19 protein-coding genes are annotated in these 17,999 nt (G+C 73.1%); 13 read left to right on the top strand and 6 right to left on the bottom strand.

Going from position 1 to position 17,999, the window contains the following annotated elements:
- The first annotated feature begins 24 nt into the window (after positions 1-24).
- From AB0N29_RS17250 to AB0N29_RS17205, 10 genes are all read left to right on the top strand, one after another.
- Positions 25-684 (top strand): glycosyltransferase family 2 protein, encoded by a 660-nt coding sequence (locus tag AB0N29_RS17250; protein WP_364868580.1) that lies wholly within the window; start codon positions 25-27, stop codon positions 682-684.
- On the top strand, positions 681-1,325 hold the full coding sequence (locus AB0N29_RS17245; RefSeq protein ID WP_364868578.1) for a DUF2064 domain-containing protein: 645 nt from the start codon (positions 681-683) through the stop codon (positions 1,323-1,325). Before AB0N29_RS17250 ends, AB0N29_RS17245 begins: the two co-directional genes overlap by 4 nt.
- A complete protein-coding gene (locus tag AB0N29_RS17240; protein ID WP_302266913.1) occupies positions 1,322-1,984 on the top strand; it encodes a methyltransferase domain-containing protein in 663 nt (220 codons plus the stop codon). The genes AB0N29_RS17245 and AB0N29_RS17240 overlap by 4 nt, the downstream gene beginning before the upstream one ends.
- Positions 1,981-3,111: a molybdopterin-dependent oxidoreductase gene (locus AB0N29_RS17235; RefSeq protein WP_364868575.1), complete on the top strand. Its 1,131-nt coding sequence runs from the start codon at positions 1,981-1,983 to the stop codon at positions 3,109-3,111. Before AB0N29_RS17240 ends, AB0N29_RS17235 begins: the two co-directional genes overlap by 4 nt.
- Positions 3,108-3,545, top strand: a complete 438-nt coding sequence (locus AB0N29_RS17230) for a hypothetical protein (protein ID WP_364868573.1) — start codon at positions 3,108-3,110, stop codon at positions 3,543-3,545. The genes AB0N29_RS17235 and AB0N29_RS17230 overlap by 4 nt, the downstream gene beginning before the upstream one ends.
- A 129-nt stretch (positions 3,546-3,674) precedes the next feature.
- Positions 3,675-4,724: a recombinase RecA gene (gene recA, locus AB0N29_RS17225; RefSeq protein ID WP_302266910.1), complete on the top strand. Its 1,050-nt coding sequence runs from the start codon at positions 3,675-3,677 to the stop codon at positions 4,722-4,724.
- A 21-nt stretch (positions 4,725-4,745) separates the two neighbouring features.
- Positions 4,746-5,516, top strand: coding sequence for a regulatory protein RecX (locus tag AB0N29_RS17220; RefSeq protein WP_364868570.1), 771 nt, complete (start codon positions 4,746-4,748; stop codon positions 5,514-5,516).
- 34 nt (positions 5,517-5,550) lie between these two features.
- Positions 5,551-6,051 carry a phosphoribosyltransferase family protein gene (locus AB0N29_RS17215; protein WP_302266907.1) on the top strand — a complete coding sequence of 167 codons (501 nt, stop codon included), beginning with the start codon at positions 5,551-5,553 and terminating at the stop codon, positions 6,049-6,051.
- On the top strand, positions 6,051-6,866 hold the full coding sequence (locus AB0N29_RS17210) for a HipA family kinase (RefSeq protein ID WP_302266906.1): 816 nt from the start codon (positions 6,051-6,053) through the stop codon (positions 6,864-6,866). Before AB0N29_RS17215 ends, AB0N29_RS17210 begins: the two co-directional genes overlap by 1 nt.
- A complete protein-coding gene (locus AB0N29_RS17205) occupies positions 6,863-7,243 on the top strand; it encodes a DUF3037 domain-containing protein (RefSeq protein WP_364868567.1) in 381 nt (126 codons plus the stop codon). Before AB0N29_RS17210 ends, AB0N29_RS17205 begins: the two co-directional genes overlap by 4 nt.
- A 308-nt stretch (positions 7,244-7,551) precedes the next feature.
- Here AB0N29_RS17205 and AB0N29_RS17200 read toward each other — a convergent pair whose 3' ends face one another.
- The 4 genes from AB0N29_RS17200 to AB0N29_RS17185 all read right to left on the bottom strand — a co-directional run bounded on the left by AB0N29_RS17200 (position 7,552) and on the right by AB0N29_RS17185 (position 11,024).
- The gene (locus tag AB0N29_RS17200) at positions 7,552-8,295 is read right to left on the bottom strand and encodes a sirohydrochlorin chelatase (RefSeq protein WP_302266904.1); all 744 of its coding nucleotides are present in this window, start codon (positions 8,293-8,295) and stop codon (positions 7,552-7,554) included.
- An 88-nt stretch (positions 8,296-8,383) separates the two neighbouring features.
- Positions 8,384-9,130 (bottom strand): phosphoadenylyl-sulfate reductase, encoded by a 747-nt coding sequence (locus AB0N29_RS17195; protein WP_302266903.1) that lies wholly within the window; start codon positions 9,128-9,130, stop codon positions 8,384-8,386.
- On the bottom strand, positions 9,127-9,321 hold the full coding sequence (locus AB0N29_RS17190) for a hypothetical protein (protein WP_364868564.1): 195 nt from the start codon (positions 9,319-9,321) through the stop codon (positions 9,127-9,129). The genes AB0N29_RS17195 and AB0N29_RS17190 overlap by 4 nt, the downstream gene beginning before the upstream one ends.
- Positions 9,318-11,024 (bottom strand): nitrite/sulfite reductase, encoded by a 1,707-nt coding sequence (locus AB0N29_RS17185; RefSeq protein ID WP_302266901.1) that lies wholly within the window; start codon positions 11,022-11,024, stop codon positions 9,318-9,320. Before AB0N29_RS17185 ends, AB0N29_RS17190 begins: the two co-directional genes overlap by 4 nt.
- 352 nt (positions 11,025-11,376) lie before the next feature.
- On the opposite strand from AB0N29_RS17185, the gene AB0N29_RS17180 reads away from it, so the two are divergent.
- Together AB0N29_RS17180 and AB0N29_RS17175 are read left to right on the top strand one after the other, a co-directional pair.
- Positions 11,377-12,822 (top strand): glycine hydroxymethyltransferase, encoded by a 1,446-nt coding sequence (locus AB0N29_RS17180; protein ID WP_364868561.1) that lies wholly within the window; start codon positions 11,377-11,379, stop codon positions 12,820-12,822.
- Between the two features lie 111 nt (positions 12,823-12,933).
- A complete protein-coding gene (locus AB0N29_RS17175; protein WP_364868559.1) occupies positions 12,934-14,334 on the top strand; it encodes a cation:dicarboxylase symporter family transporter in 1,401 nt (466 codons plus the stop codon).
- 50 nt (positions 14,335-14,384) lie between these two features.
- Here the strand turns inward: AB0N29_RS17175 and AB0N29_RS17170 are convergent, their stop codons facing one another.
- Positions 14,385-15,266: a DUF559 domain-containing protein gene (locus AB0N29_RS17170; protein ID WP_364868557.1), complete on the bottom strand. Its 882-nt coding sequence runs from the start codon at positions 15,264-15,266 to the stop codon at positions 14,385-14,387.
- Positions 15,267-15,325: 59 nt separating this feature from the next.
- Positions 15,326-16,978 (bottom strand): acyl-CoA dehydrogenase family protein, encoded by a 1,653-nt coding sequence (locus AB0N29_RS17165; RefSeq protein WP_364868555.1) that lies wholly within the window; start codon positions 16,976-16,978, stop codon positions 15,326-15,328.
- Between the two features lie 17 nt (positions 16,979-16,995).
- Between AB0N29_RS17165 and AB0N29_RS17160 the strand changes: the two genes are divergently transcribed.
- Entirely contained in the window at positions 16,996-17,991 is a 996-nt protein-coding gene (locus AB0N29_RS17160) for a YihY/virulence factor BrkB family protein (RefSeq protein ID WP_364868553.1), read from the top strand.
- The last annotated feature ends 8 nt before the right edge of the window (positions 17,992-17,999 follow it).

The raw sequence follows: 17,999 nt of genomic DNA, 5'->3' as shown, positions 1-17,999 counted from the left end.
AGCAGTCCGCCTAGGTTGTCCCCCATGCCCGTGTGCGACCTGGTCCTTCCCTGCCGTGACGAGGCGCCTGCGCTCGCCGACCTCCTGCCCCGCGTCCCCGAGGAGTTCGCCGTCGTCGTCGTGGACAACGGCTCCTCGGACGGGACCGCCGACGTGGCCCGGCGCCTGGGGGCGACGGTCGTGCACGAGCCGGTGCCGGGGTACGGGTCGGCTGTGCACTCCGGCCTGCTCGCGGCGACCCACGACTACGTGGCGTTCATGGACGGCGACGGGTCGTTCGACCCCGCCGAGCTGCTCCCGCTGCTCGAGGACGTCCGTTCGGGCCGCTACGACATGGCGGTGGGACGACGCCGGCCGGTGGGCCGCGGGGTCTGGCCCTGGCACGCCCGGGCCGGGAACGCGGTGATCCTCGCCTGGCTGCGGCGCCGGATCGGCACCGACGTCCACGACATCGCACCCATCCGGGTCTCCGGTCGCTCCGAACTACTCGCGTTGGACGTCCAGGACCGCCGTTTCGGCTACCCCGTCGAGCTGCTGCAGAAGGTGGCGCTCGCAGGGTGGCGCGTGTCCGAGCGCGACGTCTCCTACCACCCCCGAGCCGAGGGCACCCGGTCGAAGGTGTCCGGCTCCGTGCGCGGCACGCTGCGTGCCGCACGAGACTTCTGGAAGGTGCTCGAGAAGTGACGCGTGTGCTCGTCGTCGCCAAGGCCCCCGTCCCCGGCCTGGTCAAGACCCGGCTCGGCAAGGACATCGGCGCGGACGCAGCGGCCGAGGTGGCCGCCGCCTCCCTGCTCGACACTCTCGCCGCCTGCGCTGACGCCGTCGGTCCGCGGCAGTGCCACCTGTCGCTCTCCGGCGACCTCGACGAGGCGGTGCACGGTGAGCGGATCCAGCGCCGGCTGGCCGACTGGTGGGTGACGCCGCAGGTCGGCGAGGACTTCGCCGCCAGGCTCGCCCACGCCCACGCCGAGGGACCCGGGCCGGTCGTGCAGGTCGGCATGGACACCCCGCAGGTCACCGCCGACCTGCTGCTGGAGGTCGCCGAGGGGCTGGGCGCCCACCACGGCGTGCTCGGGCCGGCGGAGGACGGCGGCTGGTGGGTGTTGGGTCTCCGCGACCCCGCGCACGCCCGCGCGCTCGTCGGTGTCGAGATGTCCACGCCGACGACGTACGACGACACGCGGGCCGCGCTGGTCGCCGCCGGCGTGACGGTGGGGCTCGCGCCGGTGCTGCGCGACGTGGACACCGTCGCGGACGCCGAGGCGGTGGCGGCCGGGGCGCCGTCCTCGCACTTCGCCCACACCTGGCAGGAGGTGGCCCGGTGACCTTGAGCGACGACTCCTTCTCGACCGTCTTCTCCCACGCGCTGCGCGGCGAACCCTGCGCCGTGGTGGGCCTCGGAGAGGCTCCCGAGCTGCTGCCGGTGGAGTCCTGGACGGCCGAGGCCGACGCCGACGACCTGGCGATCCTGGGCCACTGCGAGGGTCCGACCCTCGACATCGGCTGCGGCCCCGGCCGGATGGCGGCGGCGCTCGCCGGGCTGGGGCACGTCGTCCTCGGCATCGACGTCGTCCACGAGGCCGTGGGGCAGACCCGCGACCGGGGCGTGGCCGCGCTGCGGCGCGACGTCCTGGCGGACCCGCTGCCGGGGGAGGGCCGCTGGCGCAGCGCGCTGCTCGCTGACGGCAACGTCGGCATCGGCGGCGACCCCGAGGCGCTGCTCGCCCGCGCGGCCGACCTGCTCGGGCCCGGTGGCCGCGTGGTCGTCGAGCTGGCCGCGCCGGGGGTGCCGTCCTCGGCGGCGTGGGCGCGCCTGCAGTGCGACGGTACGCTCAGCCGGCCTTTCCGGTGGGCCGTGCTCGGCATGGACGACGTCGACAGGGTCGCCGCGGCCGCCGGGCTGGAGGTGCACGAGACCGCCGAGCACGGCGGCCGGTGGGTCGCGGTGCTGACGCCCTCGGGACCGGCACGAACCGGCTCGTGAAGGCCCCGGCCCCGGAGGACTTCACCTCGCCGCTGCACGGCCCGGCCGTCGCGGCGCGGGTCGGCTCCGCGCTCGGCGTCTGCTTCGGCGTCTGCTTCCTGACCGGCCTGCTCAGCCACTACGCGCAGCAGCCCGCCCAGCCGGTGCCGTTCCCGACGAGCCCGTCGTGGGGCTACCGCGTCACCCAGGGGCTGCACGTGGTCACCGGGACCGTCGCGGTCCCGCTGCTGCTCGTCAAGCTCTGGACGGTCTACCCGCGCTTCTTCCAGCGTCCGCCGCGGGGCCTGCGCCGGCTGGCGGTGACCGCGCTCGAGCGGCTCTCGATCCTCGTGCTGGTGGCCTCCGCGGTCTTCATGCTCGTCACCGGGCTGGCCAACTCCGCGCAGTGGTACCCGTGGTCGTTCTCCTTCCGGACCAGCCACTACGCCGTCGCCTGGGTGGCCGTCGGCGCGCTCGTGCTCCACATCGCCGTCAAGCTGCCGCTCATCCGCACGGAGCTGGGACGCCGGCTCGAGGAGGAGCCGGGTGGTGCGGTGCTGAGCCGCCGCGGGCTGCTGCGCACGACCTGGCTCGCCGTCGGTGTCGCCGCGCTAGCCACGGCGGGCTCGGCGGTGCCGCTGCTGCGTCGCGTCTCCGTGCTGGGGGTGCGCTCGGGGGAGGGGCCGCAGGACCTGCCGGTCAACAAGTCCGCCGTCGCGGCCGGGGTCACCGCGACCGCGACCGCGCCGGGCTGGGCGCTGACCGTCGCCCACGGCGACCGGACGGTCCGGTTGACCCGCGAGGAACTGCTCGGCCTCGAGCAGCGCACAGAGGAGCTCCCGATCGCCTGCGTCGAGGGGTGGAGCGCCTCGGGCACGTGGACCGGCGTGCGGGTGCGCGACCTGCTCGACGCCGTCGGGGTACCGCAGGGCAGCGACGTCTTCGTCCGGTCGCTGCAGGAGTCCGGCCCCTACCGGACGACCGTGCTGCAGGCCGGCTTCGCCGACGACGACCGGACACTGGTCGCGCTGGCGCTGGACGGGGAGCCCCTGGCCCTCGACCACGGGTTCCCGGCACGGCTGATCGCGCCGAACCGCCCCGGCGTCCTGCAGACCAAGTGGCTCGACCGGCTGGAGGTGTCGGCGTGACCGCCGGCGTCCGGGTCGTGCTGGCCGCGGTGGGCGTGCTGCTGGCGACGTACGGCGCGTGGCTGCTCGTCTCCCGCGAGTCCGACCTGGTCGACGTCGGCACCTGGCTGCTCGGCGGGGCGGTCCTGCACGACGCGCTGCTCGTCCCGCTCGTGCTGGTCCTCGGGCTGGTCGCGAGCCGGTGGCTGCCCCGACCGGCCCGGGCGCCGGCGGCGGTCGGCCTGGTGGTCCTCGGCTCGGTCACGCTGCTCGCCGTGCCGGTGCTCGGCCGGTTCGGCGCGCGGGAGGACAACCCGACGCTGCTGGACCGTGACTACACCGCCGGGTGGCTGGTGCTCGCCGCCCTCGTCGCGGTGGGGGTGGTGGCCGGCACGATCGGACGGATCCCGCGGGACCGGCGTGGCGGGCGTGGATCGAACAGGTGTTCGGGCTAGATTCTCTCCACAGGCATGACGCTGGACGAGGTCGTCCACAGCAGTCGGCACGCTGACCAGGCGTTGTCGGTGGCTCGCTCTAGCGTCGTCGACGTGCCTGCAACCCGACGAGAGACGAGGAAGACCCCCATGGCTGGTGGAGACCGCGACAAGGCGCTGGACACAGCGCTCGCCAACATCGAGCGGCAGTTCGGCAAGGGCTCGGTCATGCGGCTCGGTGACGAGACGCGTGCCCCGCTCGAGGTGATCCCGACCGGGGCGATCGCCCTGGACGTCGCCCTCGGCCTCGGCGGTCTGCCGCGCGGCCGCGTGGTGGAGATCTACGGTCCTGAGTCCTCCGGAAAGACGACGGTCGCCCTGCACGCGGTGGCCAACGCCCAGCGCGCCGGCGGCATCGTGGCGTTCATCGACGCCGAGCACGCGCTCGACCCGGAGTACGCCAAGAACCTCGGCGTCGACACCGACGCCCTCCTCGTCTCCCAGCCCGACTCCGGTGAGCAGGCCCTGGAGATCGCCGACATGCTGATCCGCTCCGGCGCGCTGGACCTGATCGTCATCGACTCGGTCGCCGCGCTCGTGCCGCGTGCCGAGATCGAGGGCGAGATGGGCGACAGCCACGTGGGTCTGCAGGCCCGACTGATGAGCCAGGCGCTGCGAAAGATGACCGGTGCGCTGAACAACTCCAAGACCACCGCGATCTTCATCAACCAGCTGCGCGAGAAGATCGGCGTGATGTTCGGCTCGCCCGAGACCACGACCGGTGGTCGCGCGCTGAAGTTCTACTCCTCGGTCCGCCTCGACGTGCGGCGCATCGAGACCCTCAAGGACGGCACCGACATGGTCGGCAACCGGACCCGGGTCAAGGTCGTGAAGAACAAGGTCGCCCCGCCGTTCAAGCAGGCCGAGTTCGACATCATGTACGGCAAGGGCATCAGCCGCGAGGGCGGCCTCATCGACGTCGGCGTCGAGGCGGGCCTGGTCCGCAAGGCCGGCGCTTGGTACACCTACGAGGGCGACCAGCTCGGCCAGGGCAAGGAGAACGCGCGGAACTTCCTGCGCGACAACCCCGACCTCGCCAACGAGCTGGAGAAGAAGATCCTCGAGAAGCTCGGCGTCGGCCCGACCGTCGATGCCGAGGCCGAGCTCCCGGCGCAGCCGGTGGGCGTCGAGGACTTCTGAGCGGATCGCTGAGGAGGGCTCGTGCCCGACTTCCGTGACGAGCGGCCACCCCCGTCGTGGCTCGGTGACGTCTCCGACGGGGTGGATGCCTGGACCCAGCGCGCATCCACCCCGACGGAGCGGACGGCCGAGGAGGCCGAGCAGGGCTCCCGACCGGCCGAGCAGGCCGCGCAGCGCTCGACCCGCGGCCGAGCGAGGTCCGGGGCGAGGTCCGGCAGGACCGGGCAGCGCGGTGGTCGCGGACGCTCGCGGACGGCGCCGCCGCCCGAGGACGAGGTGGCGGCCGGGCCGCCGGCCGACCCGGAGGCGGTGGCCCGCAAGATCCTGCTCGACCAGCTGACCGGCCAGGCCCGCTCGCGCAAGCAGCTGGCCGACAAGCTCGAGGCCAAGGACGTGCCGGTCGAGCTCGCGAACCGCCTGCTCGACCGGTTCGAGGAGGTCGGTCTCGTCGACGACGAGGCGTTCGCGCGCGCCTGGATCGCCAGCCGCCAGCCGGGCAAGGGCCTGGCCCGCCGGGCGCTCGCCCAGGAGCTGCGCCGCAAGGGCGTGGACGACGAGATCGCCCGCGAGGCGCTCGACGAGATCGACCCCGCGGACGAGGAGCAGGCCGCCCGCGCCCTGGTGCGCAAGAAGCTCCGGTCGCTGTCCCGCGTCGACGACGCCACCGCGACCCGACGGCTGGTCGGGATGCTCGCCCGCAAGGGGTACGGCGGCGGGATGGCCTTCAGCGTCGTGCGCGAGGAGCTGGCCCGGGCCGGGCGCGACGAGCCCGACGACGCGGACCTGGACTGACCGGTCGACGGGCGGACCGTGCAGAATGCTCGTCGTGGCAGACGAGCGCGAGCGCGAGGTCCTGACCTACGAGCTGTTCGGCACCGCGGTGCGCGAGCTGGCCCAGCAGGTGGTCGACGACGGGTACGAGCCGGACCTCGTCCTCTCCATCGCACGCGGGGGACTGGGCCTGGGGATGGGGCTGGGGTACGCCCTCGACATCAAGAACCTCTCCGCGATCAACGTCGAGTTCTACACCGGCGTCGACGAGCGCCTCGAGATGCCGGTGATGCTGCCACCGACCCCCGAGGCGGTCGACCTCTCGGGGCTCAAGGTGCTCATCGCCGACGACGTCGCCGACACCGGCAAGACGCTGCGGGTCGTCCAGGAGTTCTGCGCCGACCACGTCGCCGAGGCGCGCTCGATCGTCATCTACGAGAAGCCGTGGACGGTGGTCAACCCCGAGTACGTCTGGCGCCGTACCGATCGCTGGATCGACTTCCCGTGGTCCTCGCTGCCGCCGCTGGTCACCCGCGACCGCGGCCTCGCCCACTGATGGCGGCCGGCCTGCCGGTCGTCGCGGTGACCCGGTACGTCACGCCGCTGCGCGAGGGCGGCAGCCTCCCCGGGATCGTCGAGGCCGAGGACCTCGGCACCTACGTCATCAAGTTCCGCGGCGCCGGCCAGGGCGTCCGGGTGCTCGTGGCCGAGGTGGTCGTGGCGGAGCTGGCTCGCCGCATCGGGCTGCGCACCCCGCGCCTGGTGGTGCTTGACCTGGACGCCGAGATCGCGCGCTACGAGGCCGACGAGGAGGTGCAGGACCTGCTGGTCGCCAGCGTCGGGCTCAACCTCGGTGTGGACTTCCTGCCCGGCTCCTTCGGCTACGACGCCGGCCACGACCAGCCGGCCGCGGGCGGGGCGAGCGCCGCGGACGTGGCCGCGAAGGTGCTGTGGCTCGACGCGTTCTGCGCCAACGTGGACCGCAGCTGGCGCAACCCGAACCTGCTGGTCTGGCACGGCGACCTGTGGGTGATCGACCACGGGGCGTCGCTCTACTTCCACCACGGGTGGCCGGGCGGCGCGCTGGAGAAGGACGGCGCCGCGGAGCGCTTCGCTGCGCAGCCGTGGCGGATGGACGACCACGTGCTCTCCGCCCACGCCGGCGACCTGCCGGCCGCCGACGCGGAGGTCCGCGGCCTGCTCGGCCCCGAGGACCTGCCCGAGGTGCTGGCGCTGGTGCCGGACGCCTGGCTGGAGCCGGTGCCGGGGGCGTCGACGCCGGACGCCGTGCGCGCGGCGTACGTCGAGTTCCTCACCGCCCGCCTGGCCACCCGGGCCTGGCTCCCCGGCAGCGGGGAGGGGGCCCGATGACGCGCCTCGCCTACCAGTACGTCGTGCTCCGCTGCGTCCCGCGCGTGGACCGCGAGGAGTTCCTCAACGTCGGCGTGGTGGTCTACTGCCAGGCTGCGGACTACCTCGACGTGGCGTGGCAGGTCGACGCCGGCCGGCTCCGTGCGCTGGACCCGCGCATCGACGTCGACCAGGTGCGCGACGCCCTGCGGTTCGTGGAGGGCGTCTGCGCCGGGGACGACCGCGGGGGAGCGGCGGGTGCCCACCCGATCGGCCAGCGCTTCGGGTTCCTGAAGGCGCCGAAGAGCACGGTGATCCAGCCCGGACCGGTCCACGGCGGGGTCACCAGCGATCCGGCCGCCCAGCTCGCACACCTGCTGGGCTGCCTGGTCGGCTGAGCCGCCCCGCGGCCGTCATCCCGGGGAGCGGAAGGGACCGACCGGCGCTCCGGTGGCTGGGTGGGCGGCCCGACCTCTGCCCCCCGGAGGGACGGGCCGCCCGTGAGGTCTGCCGCAGCAGCGCGCTCACGCCCGAGGCCCGGCCAGGAACGGGTGTGAACGACACGCACCCGGGCTGGCGAACAACGGACGCCCCACCGTAGGGCCGGGCGACACCGCGCACCATCGACTTCGCCGGGACTTGCGGAAACCCAGCGGATCCGGTCGTGCCGGCGGTCGGGCGGTCTCGACCACCCGACCGCACCTGCTCACACCGGCACGAGCTCCACGGCGCCGACGGCGTACCGGGCGAGGATCGTCCGGGCCACCTCCGGGTGCGCGCCGAGCGGCTCGGAGACGGCGACGGCGCCCGCCTCGAGGGCGAGCTCGGCTGCCCGGTCCGGCAGGAAGCCCGGGGCCAGGAAGAGCGACGCCACCGCGATGTGGCGACGGCCCTCGGCGCGGAACGCGCGGACTGCCTCGCCGGCGGCCGGGGGAGCGGCCGAGGCGAAGGCGGCCGTGACCGGCAGCTTGTGGTGGGCGCCCCACAGCCGCGCCAGACGGGCGACGGACTGGTTGGCCAGGGCGTCGGAGGTGCCGGCCGCGGCCAGCACGAGCGCGTCGAGCTCACGGACCCGGGCCGCGCGCAGCGCCTCGCGCATCCGCACGTCGAGGACCTCGAGGAAGCACGGCTCGAGGCCGAGGACGTCGGTCGCGCGGACCTGGAGGCCGGGGTGCCGCTCGGTCGCCTCGGCGATGGCGCGGGGCACGTCGACGGTGGCGTGGTGGGCCTCGGTCAGCAGCAGCGGCACGACGACGATCTCGTCGTGCCCGGCGCGCACGAGCTTGTCGACGACCTTCGCGAACGTCGGCTTGGACAGTTCGAGGAACGCCTGCTCGACGCGGAGGTCCGGGCGCATGGAGCGGACCTCGGCGACGAGGTCGGTGATCGTGGCGGCGGAGCGCGGGTCACGACTGCCGTGAGCCAGCGCCACCAGGGCAGGAGCGGTCATGACGACGGCCTCCTTCGGGACGGGGCGATGACGGGAGAACGACCGACCACGCTGTCGGGGGTCCGGGTGGGGAGAGTGCGAGGGGCGATCACGTGTGGATCCCGCACTCGGTCTTGTTCGTGCCGGCCCAGCGGCCGCTGCGCGGGTCCTCGCCGGGGGCGACCCTGCGGGTGCACGGCGCGCAGCCGATGGAGGGGTAGCCGTCGTAGACGAGCGGGTTGACCAGCACGCCGTTCTCGGCGATGTAGCGCTCCATCTGCTCGTCGCTCCAGCGCGCGAGCGGCGAGACCTTCACCTTGCTCTTCTTGGCGTCCCAGCCGATCACCGGGGCGATCACCCGGTTGTGGGTCTCGGCGCGTCGCAGGCCGGTGGCCCACGCGTCGTACCCCGACAGCGCGTCGGCGAGCGGCTGGACCTTGCGCAGCTTGCAGCACAGGTCCGGGTCGGTCCGGTAGAGGTCCTTGCCGTGCTCGGCGTCCTGCTCGGCGACGGTCTGGCGCGGCGTGATGGTGAGGAGGGTGACGTCCATCGTCGCCTCGACGGCGTCGCGCGTGCCGATCGTCTCGACGAAGTGGTAGCCGGTGTCGAGGAAGACCACGTCGATGCCGGGGACGACCTTCGAGGCGAGGTGCGCGAGGGCGGCGTCGCCCATCGAGGAGGTCACGCAGAACCGCTCGCCGAACGTCGCGGCGGCCCACTCGATGATCACCTCGGCCGGTGCCAGCTCGAGCTCGGCGCCCCAGTGGGAGACGAGCTCGCGCAGCTCCTCGGGCGTGCGGCCCTCGGTCTCGATGCCGCGGTAGTTGCGCGCCGAGGTCGTGGTCGCGGCGGTCACGAGACCACCCCCGACGACCCGGGACGGACCATGCCGAGCATCTTCAGGGAGAAGGCGCGCAGGCAGCCGCGGCACTCCCAGGTGCCGTGCGGGCTGCTGACCTCGCCGGACTCCGCGACCACCTCGTGCGGGCGCAGGTCCTCCTCGCCGCAGAACGGGCAGTGGTACGGCGTTCCTGCGCGCTCGCTCATGACGCGCTCGCCGCCAGCTGTCGCTCGCCGCGCAGCAGCTCCTCGTCGGCCCGGTGCACCCACGCGGAGAAGGTCTCCCCGTCGGTGCGGTCGGCGAGGTAGTTGGTGACGACCGCGGTGATGTAGTCGTCGAGCCCGGCGCTGGTCACCTTGTGGGCGCGCAGCTTGCGGCCGAAGTTGGCCTCCAGCCCGGTCGCGCCGCCCAGGTGGACCTGGAAGCCCTCGACCTGCTCGCCGTCGTGCATGACCAGCTGGCCCTTGAGGCCGATGTCGCCGACCTGGGTGCGGGCGCAGGCGTTGGGGCAGCCGTTGACGTTGACCGTGATCGGGGTGTCGAGGTCGGGGAAGCGCTGCTCGAGGGAGTCCACCAGGCGGCGCGCACGCTCCTTGGTGTCGACGATCGCCAGCTTGCAGAACTCGATGCCGGTGCAGGCCATCGTGTTGCGACGCCAGTTCGAGGGGCGCGCCGAGAGGCCGATCTCGTCGAGGCGGGCGACGACCTCCTCCACGGCGGCGGGCTCGACGCCGATGAGCACGATCTTCTGGTACGGCGTCAGGCGGGCGCCCGCGATGGCGTGGGTGTCCATCAGGTCGGCCAGCTGCGCCAGCATCGTGCCGGAGACCCGGCCGGCGGTCGGCGCGACGCCGACGTACTTCTTGCCGTCCTTCTGGTCGTGGACGCCGATGTGGTCGCGGTGCCCGACCGGCGAGGCGGGCGAGGGGTTGGAGACCAGCTCGCGCCGGAGGTACTCGGTCTCGAGGACCTCGCGGAACTTCTCGGTGCCCCAGTCGGCGACGAGGAACTTCAGCCGCGCCCGCGAGCGCAGCCGGCGGTAGCCGTAGTCGCGGAAGATCGAGGCGACGCCCTCCCAGACGTCCGGGACGTCCGCGAGAGGGATCCACACGCCCAGCTTCTGGGCGAGCATGGGGTTGGTGGAGAGGCCGCCGCCGACCCACAGGTCGAACCCGGGCCCGTGCTCGGGGTGCACGGTGCCGACGAAGGAGACGTCGTTGGTCTCCGGCGACACGTCGTGCGAGGGGTGGCCGGTGACGGCGGTCTTGAACTTGCGCGGCAGGTTCGAGAAGTCCGGGTTGCCGATGTAGCGCTCGAAGATCTCCTCGAGCGCCGAGGTCCCGTCGATGATCTCGTCGGTGGCCACGCCGGCGACGGGGGAGCCCAGGAACGGGCGGGGGGAGTCGCCGCAGGCCTCGAGCGAGCTGAGGCCGGCCTCGTCGAGGCGGTCCCAGATCGCCGGGACGTCCTCGATGCGGATCCAGTGGTACTGGATGTTGGCGCGGTCGGTGACGTCGGCGGTGTCCCGGGCGAAGTCCTGGCCGATGGTGCCGAGCGCGCGGACCGCCGCGGGGGAGAGCAGCCGGCCGTCGGAGCGGACCCGCAGCATGAAGTAGCGGTCGTCCAGCTCCTCCTCCGGCACCGTGGCGGTCTTGCCGCCGTCGAAGCCGGGGGCGCGCTGGGTGTAGAGGCCCATCCAGCGGAACCGGCCGCGGAGGTCGGCGGGATCGATGGAGTCGAACCCGCGCTTGGAGTAGATCGAGAGGATCCGACCCCGCACGTTCAGAGGGTTGTCGTCCTTCTTCGACTGCTCGTTCTTGTTGAGCGGCTCCCGGTAGCCCAGGGCCCACTGGCCCTCACCACGCTTGGGGCGGGGCTTCGGCGCAGGGCGGGCGGGGGTCTCGGTCACAGGTGTGTCCTTCGCGCTGGTGTGCGGCGCGGCCTCGGGGGCGGCGCGGCGGTCGGTCGTGGGTCGGCGTCGTCAGCGCTGGCGACACATCGAGCTGCGGGTACGCCCGAGGTCCACGTGGCGGCGGACCACGAGGAAGGCGTGCGTTGCAGCGGAGACCATGTCAAGGAGTCTCAAGGGCCGGACGTGCTGCTCACAAGGCGACATCTCATGTGGTGGGACGGCTGTCCATGATGCGAGACGCTACGCCCGCGGCGCCGCGGGCCTGCGGTCGCGGTGCGTCCCACGTCACACCGCCGGTGCACCCGCGGGGAAGCGGTCGCCGGCCGCAGACCTCACTAGGGTGGGCCGCATGAGCGACGACCTCTCCCGCCTCTCCAGCAGCGCGTACTCGCAGGCCCTCGAGGTCATCGCCTCGGTCGAGCCGCGGATCGCGCAGGCCACCCGTCAGGAGCTCGCCGACCAGCGGGCCTCCCTGAAGCTGATCGCGAGCGAGAACTACGCCTCGCCGGCCGTGCTGATGACCATGGGCACCTGGTTCAGCGACAAGTACGCCGAGGGCACCGTCGGGCACCGCTTCTACGCCGGCTGCCAGAACGTCGACACGGTGGAGTCGCTCGCCGCCGAGCACGCCCGCGAGCTGTTCGGCGCCGAGTACGCCTACGTCCAGCCGCACTCCGGCATCGACGCCAACCTGGTCGCCTTCTGGTCGATCCTGGCCCACCGCGTCGAGTCGCCCGCCCTGGAGCGGCTGGGCGCGAAGAACGTCAGCGAGCTGACTGAGGCCGACTGGGAGTCGCTGCGCAAGGACCTGGGCAACCAGCGGCTGCTCGGCATGTCCCTCGACGCCGGCGGCCACCTGACCCACGGCTTCCGTCCGAACATCAGCGGCAAGATGTTCCACCAGCAGCAGTACGGCACCGACCCCACGACCGGGCTGCTCGACTACGACGCGGTCGCCGCGAAGGCCCGCGAGTTCAAGCCGCTCGTGCTGGTCGCCGGCTACTCGGCGTACCCGCGCCGCGTGGACTTCGCGAAGATGCGCGAGATCGCCGACGAGGTCGGCGCGACGCTCATGGTCGACATGGCGCACTTCGCCGGCCTGGTCGCGGGCAAGGTCTTCACCGGGGACGAGGACCCGGTGCCGCACGCGCACGTCGTCACCACGACCACGCACAAGTCGCTGCGCGGTCCCCGTGGCGGCATGGTGCTGGCGACCGAGGAGTACGCCCCGAGCGTCGACCGCGGCTGCCCGATGGTCCTCGGCGGCCCGCTCTCGCACGTGATGGCCGCCAAGGCCGTCGCGCTGGCCGAGGCGCGCCAGGACTCCTTCCGCACCTACGCCCAGCAGGTCGCCGACAACGCCAAGTCGCTCGCCGAGGGCTTCCTCTCGCGGGGCGCGGACCTGGTCACCGGCGGCACCGACAACCACCTCGTGCTGCTCGACGTGTCCTCCTTCGGCCTCACCGGCCGGCAGGCGGAGTCGGCCCTGCTCGACGCGGGCGTGGTGACCAACCGCAACTCGGTGCCGCAGGACCCGAACGGCGCCTGGTACACCTCCGGCATCCGCCTCGGCACGCCCGCGCTGACGACCCGCGGCTTCGGCCACGACGAGTTCGACCGCGTCGCCGAGCTGATCGTCGACGTGCTGGGGAACACCCAGCCGGGCACCACCAAGGCGGGCGGGCCGTCGAAGGCGTCGTACGTCCTGGGCGACGGGGTGGCCGACCGGGTCAAGGGCGCCTCGGCCGAGATGCTGGACAAGCACCCGCTCTACCCGGGCCTCGAGCTGTCCTGACCCCGGTCCCCGGCCTGCCCGCCCCGCGTCGGGGGCGGGCGCCGGCGCGGTGTCGGGTGGATCACAGGCGGGTACCTGCTCCGGTCGCCGTCCGCGAGCCCGGGAGCCGCCATGTCCGCCACCACCGACGCCGCTCCGAGCGACCGACCTGACGGGTCGGGTGGCCAGGCGCCCCCGAAGAGCCGCACGCACTACCTCTACATCGCGGTGATCGCGGCCGTGGTCGCAGGCATCGTCGTCGGGCTCGTGGCGCCGGACTTCGCCACCGAGCTGGCGTTCCTCGGCGAGGCGTTCGTCGCGCTGATCAAGATGATGATCCAGCCGGTCATCTTCGTGACGATCGTGATCGGCGTCGGCTCCGTGGCCAGCGCGGCCCGGGTCGGCAAGGTCGGCGGCCTCGCGCTGGGCTACTTCCTGACGATGTCGACGGTCGCGCTGGCGATCGGCCTGGTCGTCGGCAACCTGCTGAAGCCGGGCGAGGGCTTGGACCTGGACGAGGAGGTGGCGGCCGCCGGCCAGGAGCAGGCGGGGGAGAAGGAGTCGACCACCGACTTCCTCCTCGGGATGATCCCCGACTCGCTGTTCTCGGCGCTGACCTCGGGCGAGGTGCTGCAGACGCTGCTGGTCGCGTTGCTCGTCGGGTTCGCCCTCCAGGCGATGGGCCGTTCCGGCGAGCCGGTGCTCGCGGTCTTCGGCCACCTCCAGAAGCTCGTGTTCCGCGTGCTCGCGATGGTCATGTGGGCCGCGCCGGTCGGGGCGTTCGGCGCGATGGCGGGCGTCGTGGGGGAGACGGGCGTCGACGCGCTGAAGAGCCTGGCGGTGATCATGATCGGCTTCTACGCCACCTGCCTGATCTTCGTGCTGCTCGTGCTCGGCACCCTGCTGCGGGTGTTCGCCGGGGTGAACATCCTCAAGCTCCTGAAGTACCTCGGCCGGGAGTTCCTGCTGATCGTGTCGACGTCGTCCTCGGAGACCGCGCTGCCCCGCCTGATCGCGAAGATGGAGCACGCCGGCATCGACAAGCCCACGGTGGGCGTCGTCGTGCCCACCGGCTACTCCTTCAACCTCGACGGCACCGCGATCTACCTGACCATGGCGTCGCTCTTCATCGCCGAGGCGCTGGGCGACCCGCTCTCGATCGGCGAGCAGATCTCCCTCCTGCTGTTCATGATCATCGCCTCCAAGGGAGCCGCGGGCGTCTCCGGCGCCGGCCTCGCCACCCTCGCCGGTGGGCTCAGCTCCCACCGGCCCGAGCTCCTCGACGGGGTCGGCCTGATCGTCGGCATCGACCGGTTCATGTCGGAGGCGCGCGCGCTCACCAACTTCGCCGGCAACGCCGTCGCCACCGTGCTGGTCGGCCACTGGACCGGCGGCCTCGACCACGAGCGGCTCGACCGCGTCCTGGCCGGCGACGCCCCCTTCGACGAGACCACGATGCTCGACGACGACGAGCCGGTGGAGACCGGCGGCAACGCCCCGACCGACGAGCGGGTGACCACGCCCGCGGGCTGAGCGACCGGGCGTCGACCTGCGGACGTACCGAAGTGCCTCCGGCATCACCGTCAAGCGGCCGGGCAGGCGGCGCAGGCGACTTCGGTACGTCGGGCGGTCACGGCAGTGAGGACGGTCCGCACGTGGGTGGGGTCGTGCATCACGTCCTCCCAGGAGAACCGCAGCACGATCCACCCGTCGGCGACCAGCAGGTTGTAGCGGCGGGCGTCGCGGCGCAGCGCGGCCCGGCTCCCGTGCCACTCGAAGGAGTCGGCCTCCAGCACGATGCGCAGCCGGAGGTCGACGAGGTCGGGGCGCACCCACGGCGTGACCGAGGTGATCAGGCGCTGCGGCTCGACCGTCAGCCCCGGCACGTCCAGCGCGATGGCGCGCAGCACGGACTCGAACGGGTTCGCGGCCTCGGCGCTCGCCGCCGCTGCGACGGCTCGGACCCGGGCGGCTCCCGCTCCTCGGGCCGTCCGGGCCGCCCGTCGGAGGGCCGCGACGTCACCGGCCCGGGCTGCCGAGTCGGCCACGGCTAGCGCCTTGTCGAACGGCAGCGAGCGGAGGCACTGGACGAGCGTGACGTCCTTGCTCGTTGCGACGCCCCCGGCGAGGTCGTCGGACTGGTGGGAGGCGCGGTGCACCTCGGCTTGAGCCCGTTGCCCCGGGGAGAGTCGACGGTTGCGGGCGACGGCCACGTGCGGGCGTTCCGGCAGGGTCTTGACCGCCCACCCGTGGTGGAGCGCAGCGCTCGTCAGGCACAGGACACCGCTCAGCGCATGGGCGGTGGACACCGCCGCGTCGGTCGACGCCAGCACGTAGCGATCGCGCGCCACGCGGACGACCTCGCCCCGGCCCAGCGAACGCGCCAGGTCGGTCCGGGTGGCGAGGGTGAGCAGCTGGGCACGCGTGGCGGTCCCGCCCAACCTGGTCACCAGCTCCGTCAGCACGTCCCCAGGCTGTCGCAGGTCGCTCCTCGCCGCTCCGGTCGTCCACAGGGCCGGCCGCCTCAGACGACCGGGGTGGTCCGCTCGACGATCGCGCGGAGGTCGCCGCCGGCGAGGGCGCCGTACGTGCCGTCGTAGGAGCCGCCCAGGCGCGAGGCGCAGAAGACGTCCGCGACCTCGGGGGAGCCGGAGCGGACGAGCAGCGAGCCCTGGAGCACCGCGGCCATCCGGCCGGCCAGCCGCCGGGCGCCGACCTCGAGCTGGGAGGGGTCGCCCATGAGCGAGCCGAGCATCGCCAGCACGTCGTCGATCGCGCGGTCGAGACGGGCGTCGCCGCCGCGGGCCAGTCCGACCTCGGTGATCCAGGCGTCGAGGACCTCCGGCTCGCGGCCGAGCGCCCGCAGCACGTCGAGGGCGTTGACGTTGCCCGAGCCCTCCCACACGGAGTTGAGCGGGGCCTCGCGGTAGAGCAGCGGCATGACCGACTCCTCGACGTAGCCGTTGCCGCCGAGGCACTCCAGCGCCTCCCCGACCATGGCCGGGGTGCGCTTGCAGACCCAGAACTTCGCGAGCGGCAGGGCGATGCGGCGCAGTGCCGCCTCGTGCGGATCGTGCAGCCGGTCGACCGCGGTGGCGAGCCGCATCGCCAGGACGGTGGCGGCCTCGGTCTCGACCGCGAGGTCGGCCAGGACGTTCTGCATCAGCGGCTTCTCGGCGAGCACCGAGCCGAACGCCGAGCGGTGCGCGGCGTGCCAGGAGGCCTCGGAGACCGCGCGGCGCATCAGGCCCGCCGACCCGAGCACGCAGTCGAGCCGGGTCGCGGCCACCATCTCGATGATCGTCCGCACACCGCGGCCCTCGTCGCCGAGGCGGTGCGCGACGGTCCCGTCGAGCTCGAGCTCGGAGGAGGCGTTCGACCGGTTGCCGAGCTTGTCCTTGAGCCGTACGACGTCGAGCTGGTTGCGCGTGCCGTCGGGCAGGACGCGGGGGACGACGAAGCAGGTGACCCCGCCGTCGGTCTGGGCGAGCACGAGGAAGACGTCGTTCATCGGCGCCGAGGTGAACCACTTGTGCCCGTGCAGCGTGTAGGTGCCGTCGGTGCCGGTCGGGCGGGCCGAGGTGGTGTTGGCCCGCACGTCCGAGCCGCCCTGCTTCTCGGTCATGCCCATGCCGGCGAGCGCGCCGCGCTTCTCCGAGGCGAGGCGGACGCCCGGGTCGTAGGTCGTGCTGGCGAGCAGCGGGGCCCACTCCTTGGCGAGCGCGTCGTCGGCGCGGAGCGCCGGCACCGCGGCGTACGTCATCGAGATCGGGCAGCCGTGGCCGGGCTCGGTGTGCGACCACGCCATGAAGCCGGCCGCGCGCCGCAGGTGGGCGTGCGGCGCGCCGGCCTCCTGCTGCTCCCAGGGGGCCGCGGCGAGCCCATGACCGACGGCCCGCTCCATCAGCCAGTGCCAGGACGGGTGGAAGACGACCTCGTCGATCCGGTTGCCGAAGCGGTCGTACGGCGTGAGCCGCGGGTGGTGCTCGTTGGCGAGCTGCCCGTGCTCGCGGGCCTCGGCCGAGCCGGCCTGCGCACCCAGCTCGACCAGGTCGTCGAGGACCTCCTGCGAACCGTGGCGGAGGACCGCCTCGGACAGTGCCCGGTCGGCCGTGACGACGTTGTGACCCACCAGTGGCGGCGCCTGGTTCGTGGTGACCCGGATCTCGGTGCGCATGCGGATACCGTAGGACCATGGACCCGGCGACCGGGCCCCGGACGGCGGGGCGGCGGGAGGGCCGGGCGGAGCCGGGTGCCCGGGACCGCGTGGTCGGCTGGCTGGCGCGCGTGGGGCACACGATCTGGCGCCTCGTGGTCGCGACCGTGGGCTCGTGCATGCGCTACCGGGTCACCGGTCTGGCGGCGGAGGGTGCGTTCTTCGCCGTGCTGTCGGTGCCGCCCCTGATCTTCGCGATGGCGGGAGCGATCGGCTACGTGACCGACCGGTTCAGCCCGGCGCAGGTCGAGGACGTGCGGCAGGCGGTCGTCGACCTGTCCTCCCGCCTGCTCACCGAGCGGGCCGTCGACGGGGTGATCGTGCCGACGATGAACGACGTGCTGCGCGGCGGCCGGTTCGACGTGATCTCGCTCGGCTTCGTGCTGGCGCTGTGGTCGGGGTCCCGCGCCCTCAACGTCTTCGTCGACACCATCACGATCATGCACGGGCTCGGCGGGCACCGCGGGATCATCAAGACCCGCGCCCTGTCGTTCGTGCTCTACGTGCTGGCGCTGGTCACGGGCGTCTTCTCGATCCCGCTCATGGTCGCCGGCCCGTCGCTGGTGCGCGACGCCCTGCCGGAGTCCCTGGACTTCCTGCTGTCGTTCTACTGGCCCGCGGTCTCGATCGTGTGCATCTGCTTCCTCGCCACGCTCTACCACGTGTCGGTGCCGGTGCGGACGAACTGGAGCTTCAACCTGCCCGGCGCGACGTTCTCGCTCGTGGCCTGGATCCTGGGTTCCTACGTGCTGCGGTGGGTGCTCACGGTGACCGCCGCGGACTCCAAGTCGATCTACGGTCCGCTCGCCGCCCCGATCGCGGTGCTGCTGTGGCTCTACATCGTCGCGATCGCCGTCCTGATCGGCGCCGCGGTCAACGCGGCGTTCGACACCGTGTTCCCCCAGAAGTCGACGACCCGTGCGCGGCTGGAGCTGATGACCCGCCTGCGTCACCTGGGTGCGCGGGACCGGTAGGTTCCTCG

Origin of the sequence: Nocardioides sp. NPDC092400 (assembly GCF_040684155.1) — a bacterium.
Taxonomy (GTDB): Bacteria; Actinomycetota; Actinomycetes; order Propionibacteriales; family Nocardioidaceae; genus Nocardioides.
Note: the sequence above shows the minus strand (reverse complement) of the source record. Positions and strands in the feature narration are given on the sequence as shown.